General features: G+C 61.6%; 18 protein-coding genes. 6 read left to right on the top strand and 12 right to left on the bottom strand.

Annotated elements, in window-relative coordinates; translation table 11 throughout:
• Positions 1–3: 3 nt before the first annotated feature.
• From H9642_RS00825 to H9642_RS00815, 3 genes are read right to left on the bottom strand one after another with little or no spacing between them, the layout of a single operon-like run.
• On the bottom strand, positions 4–720 hold the full coding sequence (locus tag H9642_RS00825; protein WP_251834518.1) for a TraX family protein: 717 nt from the start codon (positions 718–720) through the stop codon (positions 4–6).
• A 43-nt stretch (positions 721–763) separates the two neighbouring features.
• Positions 764–3,043: a phosphoenolpyruvate--protein phosphotransferase gene (gene ptsP, locus H9642_RS00820; protein WP_251834517.1), complete on the bottom strand. Its 2,280-nt coding sequence runs from the start codon at positions 3,041–3,043 to the stop codon at positions 764–766.
• A 35-nt stretch (positions 3,044–3,078) separates the two neighbouring features.
• Positions 3,079–3,546 (bottom strand): RNA pyrophosphohydrolase, encoded by a 468-nt coding sequence (locus H9642_RS00815; protein WP_251834516.1) that lies wholly within the window; start codon positions 3,544–3,546, stop codon positions 3,079–3,081.
• 174 nt (positions 3,547–3,720) lie between these two features.
• Here H9642_RS00815 and H9642_RS00810 point away from each other — a divergent pair, with 174 nt between their 5' ends.
• Positions 3,721–4,374, top strand: a complete 654-nt coding sequence (locus tag H9642_RS00810) for a histidinol-phosphatase (RefSeq protein ID WP_251834515.1) — start codon at positions 3,721–3,723, stop codon at positions 4,372–4,374.
• Between the two features lie 121 nt (positions 4,375–4,495).
• On the opposite strand, the gene H9642_RS00805 is transcribed toward H9642_RS00810, so the two are convergent.
• Positions 4,496–4,933: a DUF2269 family protein gene (locus H9642_RS00805; protein WP_251834514.1), complete on the bottom strand. Its 438-nt coding sequence runs from the start codon at positions 4,931–4,933 to the stop codon at positions 4,496–4,498.
• Between the two features lie 59 nt (positions 4,934–4,992).
• Positions 4,993–6,507, bottom strand: a complete 1,515-nt coding sequence (gene ilvA, locus H9642_RS00800; protein WP_251834513.1) for a threonine ammonia-lyase, biosynthetic — start codon at positions 6,505–6,507, stop codon at positions 4,993–4,995.
• Positions 6,508–6,680: 173 nt separating this feature from the next.
• Here ilvA and rpiA point away from each other — a divergent pair, with 173 nt between their 5' ends.
• Positions 6,681–7,352 carry a ribose-5-phosphate isomerase RpiA gene (rpiA, locus tag H9642_RS00795; RefSeq protein ID WP_251834512.1) on the top strand — a complete coding sequence of 224 codons (672 nt, stop codon included), beginning with the start codon at positions 6,681–6,683 and terminating at the stop codon, positions 7,350–7,352.
• 77 nt (positions 7,353–7,429) lie between these two features.
• Complete coding sequence (locus tag H9642_RS00790; RefSeq protein ID WP_251834511.1) at positions 7,430–7,765, top strand: YegP family protein; 336 nt, start codon at positions 7,430–7,432, stop codon at positions 7,763–7,765.
• 60 nt (positions 7,766–7,825) lie between these two features.
• Here the strand turns inward: H9642_RS00790 and H9642_RS00785 are convergent, their stop codons facing one another.
• From H9642_RS00785 to H9642_RS00775, 3 genes are all read right to left on the bottom strand, one after another.
• On the bottom strand, positions 7,826–8,173 hold the full coding sequence (locus H9642_RS00785) for a YgiW/YdeI family stress tolerance OB fold protein (protein ID WP_251834510.1): 348 nt from the start codon (positions 8,171–8,173) through the stop codon (positions 7,826–7,828).
• 285 nt (positions 8,174–8,458) lie between these two features.
• The gene (locus H9642_RS00780) at positions 8,459–9,124 is read right to left on the bottom strand and encodes a fumarylacetoacetate hydrolase family protein (RefSeq protein ID WP_251834509.1); all 666 of its coding nucleotides are present in this window, start codon (positions 9,122–9,124) and stop codon (positions 8,459–8,461) included.
• A 37-nt stretch (positions 9,125–9,161) separates the two neighbouring features.
• Positions 9,162–10,556 (bottom strand): FAD-binding oxidoreductase, encoded by a 1,395-nt coding sequence (locus H9642_RS00775; protein WP_251834508.1) that lies wholly within the window; start codon positions 10,554–10,556, stop codon positions 9,162–9,164.
• A gap of 200 nt (positions 10,557–10,756) precedes the next feature.
• Between H9642_RS00775 and serA the strand changes: the two genes are divergently transcribed.
• Complete coding sequence (serA, locus tag H9642_RS00770) at positions 10,757–11,986, top strand: phosphoglycerate dehydrogenase (protein WP_251834507.1); 1,230 nt, start codon at positions 10,757–10,759, stop codon at positions 11,984–11,986.
• A 73-nt stretch (positions 11,987–12,059) separates the two neighbouring features.
• Here serA and H9642_RS00765 read toward each other — a convergent pair whose 3' ends face one another.
• Together H9642_RS00765 and H9642_RS00760 are read right to left on the bottom strand one after the other, a co-directional pair.
• Positions 12,060–12,578 (bottom strand): 2-thiouracil desulfurase family protein, encoded by a 519-nt coding sequence (locus H9642_RS00765; protein WP_251834506.1) that lies wholly within the window; start codon positions 12,576–12,578, stop codon positions 12,060–12,062.
• Between the two features lie 40 nt (positions 12,579–12,618).
• Positions 12,619–13,209 carry a 2OG-Fe(II) oxygenase gene (locus H9642_RS00760; RefSeq protein WP_433962652.1) on the bottom strand — a complete coding sequence of 197 codons (591 nt, stop codon included), beginning with the start codon at positions 13,207–13,209 and terminating at the stop codon, positions 12,619–12,621.
• Between the two features lie 167 nt (positions 13,210–13,376).
• On the opposite strand from H9642_RS00760, the gene H9642_RS00755 reads away from it, so the two are divergent.
• Complete coding sequence (locus H9642_RS00755) at positions 13,377–14,135, top strand: hypothetical protein (RefSeq protein ID WP_251834504.1); 759 nt, start codon at positions 13,377–13,379, stop codon at positions 14,133–14,135.
• 37 nt (positions 14,136–14,172) lie between these two features.
• On the opposite strand, the gene bipL is transcribed toward H9642_RS00755, so the two are convergent.
• Positions 14,173–15,108 (bottom strand): phospholipase BipL, encoded by a 936-nt coding sequence (gene bipL, locus H9642_RS00750; RefSeq protein ID WP_251834503.1) that lies wholly within the window; start codon positions 15,106–15,108, stop codon positions 14,173–14,175.
• A 125-nt stretch (positions 15,109–15,233) separates the two neighbouring features.
• Between bipL and H9642_RS00745 the strand changes: the two genes are divergently transcribed.
• A complete protein-coding gene (locus H9642_RS00745) occupies positions 15,234–15,803 on the top strand; it encodes a DUF6436 domain-containing protein (protein ID WP_251834502.1) in 570 nt (189 codons plus the stop codon).
• A 29-nt stretch (positions 15,804–15,832) separates the two neighbouring features.
• Here H9642_RS00745 and H9642_RS00740 read toward each other — a convergent pair whose 3' ends face one another.
• Positions 15,833–16,498 (bottom strand): glutathione S-transferase family protein, encoded by a 666-nt coding sequence (locus H9642_RS00740; RefSeq protein ID WP_251834501.1) that lies wholly within the window; start codon positions 16,496–16,498, stop codon positions 15,833–15,835.
• Between the last annotated feature and the right edge of the window lie 70 nt (positions 16,499–16,568).

The raw sequence follows: 16,568 nt of genomic DNA, 5'->3' as shown, positions 1-16,568 counted from the left end.
GTCTTATCGGGCCACCTGCTCGCGCACCAGCGCCCAGATCAGCAGGTGGCCGGGATACAGCAGGTAACCCCAACGCCGCAACGGCCAGATGCGCAGTTCTAGTCCACCCCGCAGCAAGCTCAATCCCAACAGCGGCGCCACTCCACAGACCATTACGCCTACCCAGGCGAAGGCCTGAAACTGTCGCGCGCCGGCCCATAGCGTCGGTGAATAATTGGCCAGCACCGCACACATTCCCGCGAGCAAATACCAACCGCCGCGTCGACTCAGCGCCAACAGGCAGGCCGTTGGCAGCAAGGCACCAATAAAGCCGAACATCAGATGCTGCTGTCCCCACCAGGCCACGCCGAGTGCCAGCAACGCCAGCCCGCGCACTCGCGCTTGTTCATGAGCAACACCCTGAGCAATCAGCAACCCCAGCGCCAAGGTGGGCAGGATATTGAGCGTCGTGCTGTTGCCCACCAGCAACCGGTACGGCCACTCCGATAGCAGGGCAAACATGAGGAGCCACGCCAGGTAACGCCAGGACAGTACACCGCGCCTGACATTCGCGGCCACAGCCAGACAGAAGAAGGGAAAGGCCAGGCGACCGGGCACGAACGCCCAGGCCAGCTCAGGCCAGACAAACCGCAGGTGATCGACAAACATGCTCAGCATTGCCAGCCACTTGAGCAGATCGAGGGCCGCATCGCGACTGCCTACCAGGGCAGGCTGCATCATGAGTCGTCACCTTCATGGGTTGCCCACAGGGGTGCAAAAGCTTTCAGGCCTGGATGGACGCTGCCGGGTTGATCACCCGCCCCAGCCCCAGATTCCGCAGCGCCAGGTTCATCGTGCTGCGGATGATATGCGGACTGTCAATTTGCATGACCTGCTCCAACAGCTCGCGGGCCTTGGCCGAACTGATCTGCCGTAGCAGCCACTTCACTTTGGGCAGGTTGGTGGCATTCATCGACAGGCTGTCGAAGCCCATTGCCAGCAACAGCACCGCCGCCACGGGATCGCCGGCCATTTCGCCGCAAATGCTTGCCGACTTGCCTTCGGCATGGGCACCGTCAACCACCTGACGGAGCGCCTGCAAGACCGCCGGATGAAAGAAATCGTAGAGGTCGGCAACCCGGGGATTATTGCGATCCACTGCCAGCAGGTACTGGGTCAGGTCATTGGAGCCGACCGAGACGAAGTCAACCAGGCGCGACAGCTCGCGGATCTGATACACCGCTGCGGGAATCTCGATCATCACCCCTACCGGCGGCATGGCAATATCGATTTCCTCGTCGCGCACCTCGCTCCAGGCGCGATGAATCAGGTGCAGCGACTCTTCCAGCTCATGCAGCCCGGAAATCATCGGCAGCAGAATGCGCAAGTTGTTCAATCCCTCACTGGCCTTGAGCATGGCGCGCACCTGGACGAGGAAAATTTCCGGATGGTCGAGAGTGATGCGAATGCCGCGCCAGCCCAGGAACGGGTTCTGCTCCTTGATCGGAAAATACGACAGCGCTTTGTCGCCGCCGATGTCCAGGGTTCGCATGGTGACCGGCTGCGGATGGAAGGCGGCCAACTGCTCGCGGTAGATGACCAGTTGCTCCTTTTCGCTCGGAAAGCGCTCCTTGCTCATGAACGGCACTTCGGTGCGGTACAGGCCGACCCCTTCGGCACCGCGCTTCTGGGCACGGGCCACGTCGGCGAACAGGCCCGTATTCACCCATAACGGCATGCGCTGCCCGTCAAGGGTTTCACACGGCAGCGCCCTTAGGGAATCCAACCCCTGGGTCAGTTGCCGCTCCTCCTCGACCACCTCGGTGTATTGCTTGCGCAGGATCGGGCCGGGATTGGTGAACACCTCGCCATGGTAGCCGTCAATGATCAGCTCGATGCCATCGATCTTCGAATACGGCAGATCGACAGCACCCATCACCGTGGGAATGCCCATCGCCCGGGCAAGAATCGCCACATGGGAGTTGCCCGAGCCGAGCACCGAGACCAGGCCGACCAGCTTGCCTTCCGGCACCTCGCCGAGCATCGCCGGGGTAAGCTCCTCACTGACCAGGATGGTGTTGTCCTGGTATTCCAGCGTCTGTTGATGATCTTCCTGCAGGTAGGCCAGCAACCTGCGACCGATATCGCGGATGTCCGATGCTCGCTCGCGCAGGTAGGCGTCATCCATCATTTCAAAGCGATGCACGTGCGCCTTGACCACCTGACTGAGCGCCCCCTGCGCCCAGTGGCCGCTCTTGATGATGCGCACCACTTCCTTACTCAGCGAAGCGTCGTCGAGCATCATCAGATAGACGTCGAACAAGGCCCGCTCTTCCGGGCGCAACTGGGTGGCCAGCTTGGTCGACAGTTTTTGCATGTCGATGCGCACCGCGGCGAGCGCGTTGTCGAAGCGCTTGAGCTCCGCGTCGATATCCTCAATGGACTTGTCCGGCACCACATCCAGATCGGCCGGCGGTAACACCACCACGGCGGTACCGATGGCGGCGCCGGGTGCGCCGGGGATGCCAACAAAGCGAGCTTCCTGGATGCCCTTGCCCTGTTTGCCCAAGCCGCGGATCGTGCCGGTGGCCTCGGCATGAGCGATGACGCCAGCGAGCTGGGCACTCATGGTCACCAGAAAAGCTTCTTCACCCTCGTCGAACTGGCGGCGTTCTTTTTGCTGAATCACCAGCACGCCCATCACGCGTCGGTGGTGAATGATCGGTGCACCGAGAAACGAGGCGTAGCGCTCTTCGCCGGTTTCGGCGAAGTAACGGTAACGGGGATGCTCGGATGCATGTTCCAGGTTGAGGGGTTCTTCACGGCTGCCGACCAGGCCGACCAGACCCTCGTTGGGCGACATGCTGACCTTGCCGATAGCACGCTTGTTGAGGCCTTCAGTGGCCATCAGCACATAGCGGTTGGTTTCCGGGTCGAGCAGGTAGACCGAGCACACCTGGCTGCCCATGGCCTCGCGCACCCGCTGCACAATGATGCCCAACGCCGTTTTAAGATCTTTGGCGGCATTCACTTCCTGGACGATCTTGCGCAGCGTATTGAGCATGCTCAGAGCCTTTCTCCCCGTTTCCCGTCCCGCGCCTACAGGCGCGGGGCTAATTCTTTTAAGGCGCGGCGGTAAACCTCGCGCTTGAAGGTGACGACCTGGCCCAGCGGGTACCAATAACTGACCCAGCGCCAGCCATCGAATTCGGGCTTGCCGGTCAGGTCCATGCGCACCCGCTGCTCATCCGCGACCAGGCGCAGCAAAAACCACTTCTGCTTCTGACCGATGCACAACGGTTGGCTGTGAGTACGCACCAGGCGTTGCGGCAGGCGATAACGCAACCAGCCCCGGGTACAGGCGAGGATTTCCACATCCTGCGGATCCAGACCGATTTCTTCGTTCAATTCACGGTACAGGGCTTGTTCGGGCGTTTCTTCCGGATTGATGCCACCTTGGGGAAATTGCCAGGCATCCTGATTGATTCGTCGTGCCCACAGCACCTGGCCACTATCATTGGTCAGGATGATGCCGACATTGGGACGGAAACCATCGGAGTCGATCACGTCGGACCACCTCGTAAACCTACATTCACCGCATTGTTCCACAAAAATACTCGGTGCCGAAAGCAACTTGCATGCCTCTGTGTCAAGGCGCGTGAACGCAGTCCGTCACCTTCAGCCAAACCGACAGACCCGGTATGCTTGGTCTCTTTTATTTTCCGCATTTGCGAGGTTTCCGTGCGCCTGGCCTTATTCGATCTTGATAACACCCTGCTGGCTGGCGACAGCGACCACGCCTGGGGCGAATTCCTCTGCCAACGCGGCCTGGTCGACGCCGACAGCTACCGCGCACGCAACGATGCCTTTTATGAGGACTACCTGCAGAGTCGCCTGGACGTACTGGCCTATCAGGATTTCTGCCAGGAACTGCTCGGGCGCAGCGCCATGAGTGACCTGGAAGGCTGGCACCGTGAATTCATGGCCAGCCATATCGAGCCCATCATCCTGGCCAAGGGCGAGGCGCTGATTCGCCAACACCGCGACGCCGGCGACCGGGTGGTGATCATCACCGCCACCAACCGTTTTATCACCGCACCCATCGCTCGACGCCTGGGTGTGGACACGCTGTTGGCCACCGAATGCGAAATGCAGGACGGCCGCTACACCGGGCGCTGCATTGACGTGCCCTGTTTCCAGGACGGCAAGGTCACGCGTCTGGAGCGCTGGCTGGCAGAAAACCGGCAATCCCTGGACGACAGTTATTTCTACAGCGACTCGCGCAATGACATGCCGCTGCTGTCGCGCGTCAGCCACCCAGTAGCCGTCGATCCCGACCCGATCCTGCGCGAGGAAGCGCTAAAACGCGGCTGGCCGGTTATATCGCTGCGTTGAGCCGACCAGGTCCGGCCGCCGATACTGAGGTTCAGGGTGGGTCACGCGTTATCGATCCACCGCGCGATGGTCATGGCGGATGTAGAAAGCGACATCCGCCCTACGGCAGGCGACGGTTTCGCTACAGCGGACGCAGCGCGATCAACAGCAGAATGATCAGCAACACAACCAGCGCTACAACGGCGCAGGCGAATGTCACGGGTAAAAAACGCGCCTGGTCAGCCAGCGCGGGCTGACGATACACGCGCAGCAGGCGCTGTCCCAACAGCAACCAGGCGATGCCGGCGAGCAGATAGAGACAGGCGCTACCCAGCACCCACAAGTAACCGAACGGCACCTCGCCCAGGTGCAGCAACCACCAGGCCACTATCGGCGCGGCGATAACCAGCACGGCCAACGCCGGCAGGCCCACCCGAACCGAGGCATCCAAGGCAGGCCGCTGCGGCCAGCTCGAAGCCTGCCAGCGGTGCCAAACCATCCATGCCAGGCCGGCACTGACGGCCAGCAACAAGACCGCCAGCAACCCTTGCAGAATCTGCAGGCTCAGGTAGGCCTCCATGGCGCGCTCCCCGTTGTTTGATGCTTGCAGTCTAGCCAGTCGAACGTCGCTGTCCTTGCTTACCCTAGAAACAGCTTGTAGGCCGGGTTCTCGCTTTCATCCCAGTACGGATAACCGATCGCTTCCAGCGCCGCCGGCAGCAGATGACGGTCCGCCTCGGGCACCTGCAGCCCGGCGACCACCCTGCCGTCGGCCGCGCCATGGTTGCGGTAGTGGAACATCGAGATATTCCAACGTCCGCCCAGCTTGTTGAGGAAGTTGAACAACGCGCCCGGGCGCTCCGGAAACTCGAAGCGCAGCACAATCTCGTCATTGATGGCTGCCGAATGGCCGCCAACCATGTAGCGGATATGCAGCTTGGCCATCTCGTCTTCGCTCAGGTCAAGCACCGGAAAGCCTTTCTCGCGCAGCCCTTCGACCAGCGCTTCGCGCGGATCGTGCTCGGGGTGGGTCTGCACGCCCACGAAGATGTGCGCTTCTCGCTCGGAGTTGTAGCGGTAGTTGAATTCGGTAATTTGCCGTTTGCCAATTGCCTGGCAGAAGGTCTTGAAGCTGCCCGGTTGCTCGGGAATGGTCACGGCGATGATCGCTTCGCGCTTTTCGCCCAGCTCGGCGCGTTCGGCGACATGGCGCAGGCGGTCGAAATTGATGTTGGCGCCGGAGTCGACTGCCACCAGCACTTGCCCTGTGATGCCTTCACGGGCGATGTACTTCTTGATACCCGCCACCCCCAGCGCGCCGGCCGGTTCGGTGATCGAGCGGGTATCCTCGTAGATGTCCTTGATTGCCGCACACACTTCGTCGGTGCTGACGGTAATCACCTCATCGACGTAATCCTTGCAGATCTCGAAAGGGCGCTCACCGATCTGCGCCACGGCCACGCCATCGGTGAACAGGCCGACCTGGGGCAGCACCGTACGTTCGCCATCGGCCAACGCCTGCTGCAGGCAATTGGAATCATCCGGCTCGACGCCGATTACCTTGATTTCCGGGCGCAGGTATTTGACGTAGGCGACAATCCCGGCAATCAGCCCGCCGCCGCCAACCGGTACGAAAATCGCGTCCAACGGCCCTTGTTGCTGGCGGAGAATTTCCATCGCCACCGTGCCCTGGCCCGCGATGACATATTCATCATCGTAGGGGTGGATATAAACCAAGCCCTTTTCTTCGACCAATTTCAGCGAGTGGGCCAGCGCTTCGGGAAAAGCGTCGCCGTGCAACACCACCTTGCCGCCACGGGCGCGCACGCCCTGCACTTTCAATTCCGGCGTGGTGCGCGGCATGACGATGGTGGCCTTGATGCCCAGGTATTTGGCGGCCAGCGCCACGCCCTGGGCATGGTTGCCGGCCGACGCGGTGACCACGCCACGGCTGCGCTCTTCGGCGCTGAGCTGGGCGATCTTGTTGTAGGCGCCACGAATCTTGAAGGAATACACCGGCTGCAGATCTTCACGCTTGAGGAGAATCTGGTTGCCCAGGCGTTCGGACAATTGGCGGGCGGGTTGCAGCGGCGTTTCCTCGGCGACGTCATAGACGCGCGAGGTGAGGGTTTTCTTGACGTACTGTTCGAGCATCGTGGCGGTCTTATCGTGATAGGCGTTGCGCGGGGGAATCAGTCTACTCCAGCGCTTCGGCTGACGACCACCTGCGAATTCCTCGGAAAAATCGCTTCACCGGTCTCAGCGCGGCGAGACCGCCCCACCCCCGAAGGCTATAATTCGCGCCTTATTTACCCCTGGAACCCGTCATGAATCAGGACCAGCTCAAGCAGGCAGTGGCCCAGGCCGCCGTCGACTACATCCTCCCGCACCTGGAGCGCAACAGCGTCATCGGCGTGGGCACCGGCTCCACCGCCAACTACTTCATCGATGCCCTGGCTCGTCACACATTCGATTTCGATGGCGCCGTGGCCAGCTCGGAAGCCACTGCCCAGCGCTTGAAAGACCATGGCATTGCGGTCTATGACCTCAATTCGGTCGGCGAACTGGAGTTCTACGTTGATGGCGCTGACGAAGCCAATGACCGCCTGGAGCTGATCAAGGGCGGCGGCGCGGCGTTGACCCGCGAAAAAATCGTCGCCGCAGTGGCCAAGACCTTCGTCTGCATCGCCGACGCCAGCAAGCGCGTGCCGGTTCTGGGTGGTTTCCCGCTGCCGGTGGAGGTGATCCCGATGGCGCGCAGCCATGTTGCCCGCCAGTTGGTCCGCCTGGGTGGCGATCCGGTGTATCGCCAGGGAGTGGTCACCGATAACGGCAACGTCATCCTCGACGTTCACAACCTGCACATCACCGATGCGGCCAAGCTCGAAGCCGACATCAACGCCATCGTCGGCGTGGTCACCAATGGCCTGTTCGCCGCCCGGCCCGCCGATGTGCTGCTGCTGGGCACCGCTACGGGCGTGCAAATCCTCAAGCGCTGACTGCTGCCACGGACCATTGCGCGCGCCACCGTTGCGTCTAGCCTGTAATACAGACGTACACATCAGGAGGTGTCGCAATGTCCGGCAAATTCCATCTGAAACGTTCCAGCAACGGCCAATTCCACTTCAACCTGTTGGCCAGCAATGGCCAGATCATCCTGACCAGCGAACTCTACAAAGCCAAGGACTCTGCGCTAAACGGCATTAAATCGGTGCGCAACAATTCCCAGCGTGAGGGTGCTTTCGAGATCAAGGCCGGCAGCAACGAAAAGCACTACTTCGTGCTCAAGGCCACCAATGGCCAGGTGGTCGGACAAAGCCAGATGTATACCAGCCGGGGCAGTGCCGAGCACGGCAGCGAGTCGGTCAAGCGCCACGCTGTTGAAGCCGTGCTGCTTGATGAAGCGGTGTAACCGCAACTGAACACAACGAACCCGCCAGTGGCGGGTTCGTTGTGTTGATCTGCCAAAGTGTTACTGCAGCAGCTCAACGCGCTCGACGTCGATATCGCGACTGGTCATGCCCGCGTCCACTTCACCGCTGATGCGCACCTTGGCGGTTTCCGAAACGGTCTGGTTCGGCCATTCGTCATCATCAATCTCCACCTCGATGGAACCGGTGGCGTCCTTGAACTCGTAGGTTTCTTTGCCGATGCGCCGCACGATCTGGCCTTCCAGGGTGACGGGCGTGTCGTCGGCGGCTTCCAGTGCAGCAGACACAGTGGTGACGGATTCGACCCCGCCCGGACCACTGTAACCGGCCGCAAAGGCCGTGACGGAGAAGGCCGGTACCAGCAGCAAAGCCAATAGAGTACGTTTCATGAGGTTTACCCCTTGATCATGGTTTGACCAGCACAGGGTAAGCCTAGCCGCTGAAGCGAAGCTGAAGAGCGCCTTAAACGAAGCTTAAAGACCGCGTGTCTGACCCAGGCGCAGCTCGTTTGGCTGCGGCAGAGGGTCGGTACCCATAGGCGATTTGCCTTATCGGGGTCGCTTGGTAGGAGGAGCGGACGTGTCCGCGATATCGGCAGCACGGAAATGGCCCTCAAATCGCGGACACGTCGCTCCTACAGAGTCAGCAGGTGGCGAGTTATGCGAGAGACCGGTTTACAACACGCGGCTTTCGAAGCGCGACAGGCCCGGCAACTCGAGGACCAGTTCGTCACCACGCTGCAGCGGGCCAACGCCGGCGGGCGTGCCCGTGAGGATCACGTCGCCAGGCTGCAGATTGAAATGCCCGGCCATGTGCTGGATCAGCGGCACGATGGGGTTGAGCATGTCGTAACTGTGGCCATCCTGGCGCACTTCGCCATTGATGCTCAGGCGAATGCCCAGGTCGGCTAAGTCAGCGATGGCGTCGCCGGGCACGAAGGGCGCCAGCACACAGGCGCCGTCGAACGACTTGGCAATCTCCCAAGGCAGGCCCTTTTCCTTGAGCGCGCTCTGTACGTCGCGCAGGGTCAGGTCCAAGGCCGGCGCAAGGCCGGAAATGGCATCCAGCACTTCCTCGACACTTGGCCGGCGCGACAGCGGCTTGCCAATCAACACGGCGATTTCCGCCTCGTAATGCACACCGCCGCGCTCTTCGGGAATGCTGAATCCACCTATCAGCGATACCGTGCAACTGCCTGGCTTGATAAACAGCAACGGCTCGGTGGGCACCGGGTTGTTCAGCTCCTTGGCATGTTCGGCGTAGTTGCGCCCCACGCAGACCACCTTGCCCAGCGGGTAATGAATGGTGGTGCCGTCAATGTATTGGTGTTGGTAGCTCATGGCGACTCCTTGAAAGGCTTGTTGTTGTCAGAGCGAATCAAACCGCAAAAATCTTGCCGGGGTTCATGATGCCATTGGGGTCGAACACCGCCTTGACCGCCTTCATGCAGGCAATTTCCGCGGGCGAGCGGCTGTAACCCAGGTAATCACGCTTGGTCATGCCCACACCGTGTTCGGCGGAGATCGAGCCGTTGTAGCGCTCGACGGTCTCGAACACCCACTTGTTCACCGTGGCGCACTTGGCGAAGAACTCGTCCTTGTCCATGGCATCGGGCTTGAGGATGTTCAGGTGCAGGTTGCCGTCGCCAATGTGGCCGAACCATACCACCTCGAAGTCCGGGTAGTTGGCCTCGACAATAGCGTCGATATCCTTGAGGAACGCCGGCACCTTGGAAACGGTCACCGAGATGTCGTTCTTGTAGGGCGTCCAGTGGCTGATGGTTTCAGAAATGTACTCGCGCAGCTTCCACAGGTTGTGCAACTGCTGCTCGCTCTGGCTCATCACGCCATCCAATACCCAGCCCTGCTCGACGCAATGCTCGAAGATCGCCAGCGCCTCGTTGGCGATGTCTTCGCTGATGGCTTCGAACTCCAGCAGCGCATAGAACGGGCACTCGGTCTCGAACGGTGCCGGTACATCGCCTCGGCCCAGCACCTTGGCCAGAGCCTTGTCGGAGAAGAACTCAAACGCGGTCAGATCGAGCTTGCTCTGGAAGGCATGCAGCACCGGCATGACCGCGTCGAAGTCGGCGGTGCCGAGCACCATCGCGGTGAGATTCTTCGGCGTACGCTCCAGGCGCATGGTGGCCTCGACCACGAAGCCCAGGGTGCCTTCGGCGCCGATGAACAGCTGGCGCAAGTCATAGCCGGTGGCGTTCTTGATCAGATCCTTGTTCAGCTCGAGAATCTCGCCTGCGCCGGTCACCACTTTCATGCCGGCGACCCAATTGCGGGTCATGCCGTAGCGAATCACCTTGATGCCGCCGGCATTGGTGCCAATGTTGCCGCCGACCTGGCTGGAGCCGGACGAGGCGAAGTCCACCGGGTAGTACAAGCCCTTTTCTTCCGCAGCCAGTTGCAGCTGCTTGGTGACCACGCCGGCCTGGCAGCGAGCGGTACGGTCGAACTCGTTGAGTTCGAGAATCTGATTCATGTAGTCGAACGATACAACCACTTCACCATTGGCCGCCACGGCCGCAGCCGACAGGCCGGTACGCCCGCCCGAGGGCACCAGCGCGACTTGGTGCTGATTGGCCCAGCGCACAATGGCTTGCACCTGCTCGATGCTTTTCGGGAAGACAATGGCGCTCGGTGCGGGCGCGAAATGCTTGGTCCAGTCCTTGCCGTAGGCCTCCAGCGAGGCGGCGTCGGTGAGGACTTTTCCCGGCTCGACCAGGGTCTTCAGTTGTTCGATCAGGGCGGCTTGGGTCATTGTGGAACTCTCGAATCATTCATGGTCGCCCTGAGCACAGTTCAGGTCGCGACCGAGCCAGAAAAAAGGAGATCATGCTAGCATATGCCCCCCGCTAATCGTGCGCTTCGGCCGATTTCCGGGGCCGGCCGACGCCGGCCCGGCCAGCCAATGCCGCTGACCGCTCCCCTGCCATTCAAAACGGGATCACAGGTACGCAGATGAGCAAGACCAGCCTCGACAAGAGCAAAATCAAGTTCCTTCTTCTGGAAGGGGTTCACCAGAACGCCGTGGATACCCTGAAGGCCGCCGGGTACACCAACATCGAATACCTTGTCGGCGCGCTGCCGGAGGCGGAACTCAAGGAAAAGATCGCTGACGCCCACTTCATTGGCATTCGCTCGCGCACCCAGCTGACCGAAGAAGTCTTCGATTGCGCGAAAAAACTCGTCGCGGTCGGTTGCTTCTGCATCGGTACCAACCAGGTCGACCTCAACGCTGCCCGTGAGCGCGGCATTGCCGTGTTCAATGCGCCCTATTCCAACACCCGCTCCGTGGCTGAACTGGTGCTGGCTGAGGCCATCCTGCTGCTGCGCGGCATTCCGGAAAAGAACGCGGTCTGCCACCGCGGCGGCTGGATCAAGTCGGCGGCCAACTCCTTCGAGATCCGCGGCAAGAAGCTGGGTATCGTGGGCTACGGTTCGATCGGCACCCAACTGTCGGTGCTGGCTGAAGCGCTGGGCATGCAGGTCTTCTTCTATGACGTGGTGACCAAGCTGCCGCTGGGCAACGCCACACAGATCGGCAACCTGCACGAACTGCTGGGCCACTGCGACATCGTCTCCCTGCACGTACCGGAACTGCCTTCCACCCAGTGGATGATTGGCGAAGCGGAAATCCGCGCCATGAAGAAGGGCGGCATCCTGATCAACGCCTCGCGCGGCACCGTGGTGGAAATCGAGCCGCTGGCCAAGGCCATCGAAGACGAGCACCTGATCGGCGCCGCCATCGACGTGTTCCCGGTGGAGCCACGCTCCAACAACGAGGAATTCGTCAGCCCGCTGCGCGGCCTGGACAAGGTCATTCTGACGCCGCACATCGGCGGCTCCACTGCTGAAGCCCAAGCCAACATCGGTTTGGAAGTCGCCGAGAAGCTGGTCAAGTACAGCGACAACGGCACCTCGGTGTCCTCGGTCAACTTCCCCGAAGTGGCCCTGCCGTCGCACCCGGGCAAGCACCGCCTGCTGCACATCCACCAGAACATTCCCGGCGTGATGAGCGAGATCAACACGGTGTTCGCCGAGAACGGCATCAACATCTCCGGCCAGTTCCTGCAGACCAACGAATCGGTCGGCTACGTGGTGATCGACGTCGACGCCGCCTACTCCGATCTGGCGCTGCAAAAGCTGCACGACGTGAAGGGCACCATCCGTAGCCGCGTACTGTTCTAAGCGCGCGCAGCGGATAGAAAAGGGAGGCCAATGGCCTCCCTTTTTTGTTTCTGGTCACACCGTCTCACTGCCGTCAGCCCCGCAGGTTACGCCTCGCATTCGGGTCAAATTCGAGCTGCCGCAACGCCTCAGCCGCCGCGTCCAACTGCTGCTCGTTGAACACATGCACACCGGCTCGGCGCAGCGCGGCGGCCGTGACGCCTTCGCCATCGACCAGCGTGCCGCTGAAACTGCCGTCATAGTTCTGTTGATTGCCACAAGATGGGCTACGCGCCTTGAGCACCGCCAGGCGCAGGCCGTGTTCGCGCACCAACCGCAAGGCAGCCTGCGCACCTGTCACAAAGGCAGCGCTGACATCAGCTCCGTCGATACTGATCACCGCCACACGGCCATCCAGCACCGCTGCGCCCTGCCCGCCCGGAATTTCCGCGGGCGGACGTGGCGTCGGCAAGCCGCCGCTCACTTCCGGACACAACGCAACCAGTCGCCCTTCGGCCCGCCACTGGCGCAACAGATCGAACGGGCCGTGACTGCCACCGTCATAGCGCACCCGCTGCCCCAGCAGGCAGGCGCTTACCAGAATCTTTTCCACAACAGTCCCCCTGCCTAAACGGTTGAAATTCCACCGCCGGTTACAGCGGCCGGCGACGAAACCAGCCCGCCAGCGACAATCGCGGCCGTGTGGCGGGTAACACCTCATGCTCGATCCGGTCGGACATGAAGCAGATCAGCGTCCCGCCCATCGGCACCACGTCCCGTGGGCCATCCGGCAAATGCAACCGCAAGGCACCGCCATGCTCGGGCAACCAGTCAGCCTCGTTGAGATAGGCCACGACAGTCACCGTGCGGCAGTCATCATCGCGAAAGCGGTCCAGGTGGCGCAGGTAATAGCCACCCGGCGGATAGAGCGCGAAGTGACACTCCAGCTCCTCCAGGCCAAGAAACAATTCCCTATTGAGCGCCTGGCGCAACTCATCGAGCAATGCCAGATACTGATCGCCCGCTGCCGATTGCCCCGCTTCCAGCCATAGAATATGGTCGTTGCGGATCCCTTCGTTGACGATCTGCCCGCCGCCCCGGCCAATGGCCGCTGGCGCCAATTCGCCGGCGGCGTTACGGGTACGGCACTCTTGCGCCAGTTCAGCGGTCAGAGTCTGCGGAAGGAACACGGGCTGTTGCGACCAGCCGTGAGTCACGAGGTCGTCGATAATAGGAGCCAGCAAGGAAGAGTCACCAGAAGGGTGGAGGAGCGGGCATTCTAGAGTGGCGCAAATGCCTACGCATAGTGACTTGTGTAACGACGGACGAGGTGTATTCGCCATGCTCGTTCTCTCCTTTTACCTTCCCTTCATCAATCCATTTGATTACTACCCGCATGACTGGAGTTCCCATGCACTTTTTCCTTGGCCTGTGTCTGGCCCTGCTCAGCCTGCCTGCTTTCGCCGATGACCATGCTCGCCTGTACCAGGCGGGCGGCTGGCCGCAACAACGCGCCCATTTCCATGATGCCCTGAGCGTGGCACAGCAGCGCTATCGCAGCAGCCTGCCACCGGCGGTGTTCGCCGCCTTGGTGGAAAACAGCAATCGCCGTTTCCAACCTGCTGCCATGGACAACCGCGCCCTGGCGACCCTGCGCCAGCAACTCGCCGACCCGCAACCGGCACTGCGGTTTTTCACCAGCCCTCTGGGGCGCAAGATCGTCGCCGCCGAAGTCGAGGCCTCCAGCAAAGCCGCCTTGCAGCGCTATGCCAAGGGCATGCCGCTGCCCACCGTTACGGACAGCCGCCGGGCGCTGATCCAGCGCCTTGCCCAGGCCTTGCCCGCCAGCGAGGCCGGCGCGGAAGTCAGCCTGGCGCTGGCCGGCGTCGCCGCCGACAGTCTCAGCCAGATGATTCCCGGCCTGCCGTTCGGCAACGCCCAGACCCGCGGACTGCTCAATACCCAGCGCCAGCGGCTGATGCGCCAGATTGAAACCAATCTCGACAACACGCTGCTGCACGTCTATCGCGACCTGTCCGAGCAGGAACTGAGCGCCTTCGTGGCATTTGCCGATTCACCCGGCGGCCAGGCGTATTATCAGGCTGCCCTGGCCGCGCTGCGCGCAGCCCTGGCGGTGGGGCAAGGTACTGAGGAGCTTCAGCCACTCTAACCCCTGACGTTGCACGCGCCGCCGATCAGGCGGTACCTCACCCCAGATGCTCACGTAAAAAAGAAAAGTACTGCTCGCGCACCAACTCCCGTTCATTGGCCAGATGATGGCGGGCATCGCGTAATAACAAGGTGCGCGGTTGGCTGAATTTGTCTTGCAGGACATCCAGATTGTGTCGCCAATCCACCGTCATGTCCTCTTCGCCCTGCACGATCAGCGGGCTGTAGGCGCTGCGCGAGGCACCTTCGATACGCGGAATCCAGCGCGCCAGCGCGCCGACCCAGGCGGTCGGCAAGACCCGTGGCTGCAGCGGATCACGAGTGTGCACGAAATCAATGAACTGCTGATCGCCGGAATTGACACTGAAACGGCGAGGTATCGAATCCACAAAGGGCCTTGCCAGATGGTAGCTCAGCTGTGACCAGCCCCAGGAGCGCGGGCGCACCAAAGGGGCCAGCAGGATGGTTTCACCCAATTCGGGACGCCGCCGGGCATGCAGCAGGTGATCGATCAGGATTGCGGCACCGGTGCTCTGTCCGCACAAGTGCCAAGGGCGGGGCATCGCCAGGGCTTCGGCCTGGCTGAACAGAGCATGCAGAGCACTCTGGTATTCGCCGAAATCACCGATGCTGGCGCGCGGTCCGCTGGACAGCCCGTGACCGGGCAGGTCGCAGCTCAGCACGGCGAAATTCATCCGCAACGCCCAATCGATCACATGCCGATACAGGCCCATGTGGTCGTAATAGCCGTGTAGCAACAGCACGCTGCCCTCGGCCCGCGGTGGCCACCAGGCTTGCACCGCCAGCCGATAAGGCCCTGCACGCACAGTGCCGAGCCGGGTGCTGACGTCAGGATGGGCTAGGTCCAGACCATAGAAACTGCGATACGCCAGCGATTGCGGCGACTCGTCCTGCTCCGCGGCCAAGGGTCGCAGAGCGGCACGCAGAAGTTCGGGCTGGAAGACATCAATCATGGGGTTTTTACCAAGGTCAGACGCAAAGAGCAGCGGATGGGCCGCGCCACTCTGGCCCATTGGTATACTGCCAGGCCCCGCTCCATGGCAAGCTATACGTCCTTTAGTCCACCCCGCCCCTGACCATGTCTCCCACTCGCAAGACCGTGCTCGCCTGGCTGCTCGCCGTCCTCTGGCTCTTCGCCATAGCATGGGCCTTCTGGTGGTATCAGGGCCAGTATCTGCGCCCCTTCGACAACCAGACCACGCTGTTCAGCGGCCAGCAATTGCAGCTGCCGGCTGCACTTGCCGGGCCCGGGCCCATCCGCGTGGTGCATTTCTGGGATCCGGCCTGTCCATGCAATGTCGGCAATCAGCAGCATCTGGCCGAGCTGCTGGAACGCTATCAAGACCAGCCGCATGCGGTGTTCTATGCGCTGCAAAAGCCCGGCAGTCGAGGCCAGCTGCCTGCTCCGCTGGCCAGCCTGCAACCTCTGGCGACGCTTGCCGGCGCCGAGGGTTTGCCGGCCAGCCCTGCCGTCGCAATCTGGGATCAACAAGGCTCGCTTGCCTACTTTGGCCCTTACAGCGAAGGCGCGGTGTGCACCTCCGCCAACAGTTTTATCGAGCCGATTCTCGATGCGCTGCTACAGGGCCGTCCGGTACTCGCCACGCAAACCCTGGCCAGCGGCTGCTTCTGTGCCTGGCAGAAGTGACTGCAACACTGGCGAGGGATGCACAGTAATCAGGCCTGACGCTGATTTTTCACCATGGCCAGGAACGCCGGCATCTGCGCCTCCCGATCAGCGGCCACGCGTTGCACATGGGGATTCTGCTTGAGACGGGCAAGCAGCTCGGTGGCGGCCGGAAAGTCGGCCAGCAGGTCGAGGCCAAACAGTTTGCGCGCCACCTCGCAGGCCAGGTCCAGGCTGTACAGCAAATAGATATCCGCCAGGCTGAACTCTGCACCGGCTACATAGGGCGCAAAACGCCCGTGACGCTTGAGCGCGGCAATGCCGCCGAGCAACTCACCACGGGCTTTGGCCTTGATCGCCTCGTCGACCTGTGCGCCAAAGAATGCTTCCGGGTAGCACGCCCGGGCCGGCAACTCGATGTACAGCTCAATTTCTCTCATCAAGGCCCGCACCTGGGCACGGGCATAGGGTTCGGCTGGTAACAAAGGCCGTCCCTCACCACGGTCTTCCAGATAGTCGAGAATGGCACTGGTCTCGCTGATAAAGCCCGCATCGGTCTGCAATACCGGCACCTTGCCTCGCGGGCTGCTGGCCAGAAACGCTTCGCTGCGCGTATTGAAAACGGTGACTTCCTCGAACGGCAGGCCTTTTTCCAGCAAGGCCAGCTTGACCATATTGAAGTAGTTGCTGACCGCGAAACCGTGCAGACTGAGCATGAGAAATCTCCAAGCCGGACAATTGAAGCAGAGGTTATAGACGGGCTCGGAGCCGCTGCCCAGGTGTATC

Origin of the sequence: Serpens gallinarum, from assembly GCF_014836765.1 — a bacterium.
GTDB classification, from domain to species: domain Bacteria; phylum Pseudomonadota; class Gammaproteobacteria; order Pseudomonadales; family Pseudomonadaceae; genus Serpens; species Serpens gallinarum.
This window is presented reverse-complemented; position numbering and strand designations above follow the sequence as displayed.

What these genes read in the sequence shown, in the direction of transcription:
- H9642_RS00745 (WP_251834502.1), top strand. Translation starts at nt 15,234, where the DNA reads ATGTCTCCCACTCGCAAGACCGTGCTCGCCTGGCTGCTCGCCGTCCTC.
- ptsP (WP_251834517.1), bottom strand. Translation starts at nt 3,043, where the DNA reads ATGCTCAATACGCTGCGCAAGATCGTCCAGGAAGTGAATGCCGCCAAA.
- H9642_RS00740 (WP_251834501.1), bottom strand. Translation starts at nt 16,498, where the DNA reads ATGCTCAGTCTGCACGGTTTCGCGGTCAGCAACTACTTCAATATGGTC.
- bipL (WP_251834503.1), bottom strand. Translation starts at nt 15,108, where the DNA reads ATGATTGATGTCTTCCAGCCCGAACTTCTGCGTGCCGCTCTGCGACCC.
- rpiA (WP_251834512.1), top strand. Translation starts at nt 6,681, where the DNA reads ATGAATCAGGACCAGCTCAAGCAGGCAGTGGCCCAGGCCGCCGTCGAC.
- H9642_RS00805 (WP_251834514.1), bottom strand. Translation starts at nt 4,933, where the DNA reads ATGGAGGCCTACCTGAGCCTGCAGATTCTGCAAGGGTTGCTGGCGGTC.
- H9642_RS00775 (WP_251834508.1), bottom strand. Translation starts at nt 10,556, where the DNA reads ATGACCCAAGCCGCCCTGATCGAACAACTGAAGACCCTGGTCGAGCCG.
- serA (WP_251834507.1), top strand. Translation starts at nt 10,757, where the DNA reads ATGAGCAAGACCAGCCTCGACAAGAGCAAAATCAAGTTCCTTCTTCTG.
- H9642_RS00825 (WP_251834518.1), bottom strand. Translation starts at nt 720, where the DNA reads ATGATGCAGCCTGCCCTGGTAGGCAGTCGCGATGCGGCCCTCGATCTG.
- ilvA (WP_251834513.1), bottom strand. Translation starts at nt 6,507, where the DNA reads ATGCTCGAACAGTACGTCAAGAAAACCCTCACCTCGCGCGTCTATGAC.
- H9642_RS00755 (WP_251834504.1), top strand. Translation starts at nt 13,377, where the DNA reads ATGCACTTTTTCCTTGGCCTGTGTCTGGCCCTGCTCAGCCTGCCTGCT.
- H9642_RS00785 (WP_251834510.1), bottom strand. Translation starts at nt 8,173, where the DNA reads ATGAAACGTACTCTATTGGCTTTGCTGCTGGTACCGGCCTTCTCCGTC.
- H9642_RS00780 (WP_251834509.1), bottom strand. Translation starts at nt 9,124, where the DNA reads ATGAGCTACCAACACCAATACATTGACGGCACCACCATTCATTACCCG.
- H9642_RS00790 (WP_251834511.1), top strand. Translation starts at nt 7,430, where the DNA reads ATGTCCGGCAAATTCCATCTGAAACGTTCCAGCAACGGCCAATTCCAC.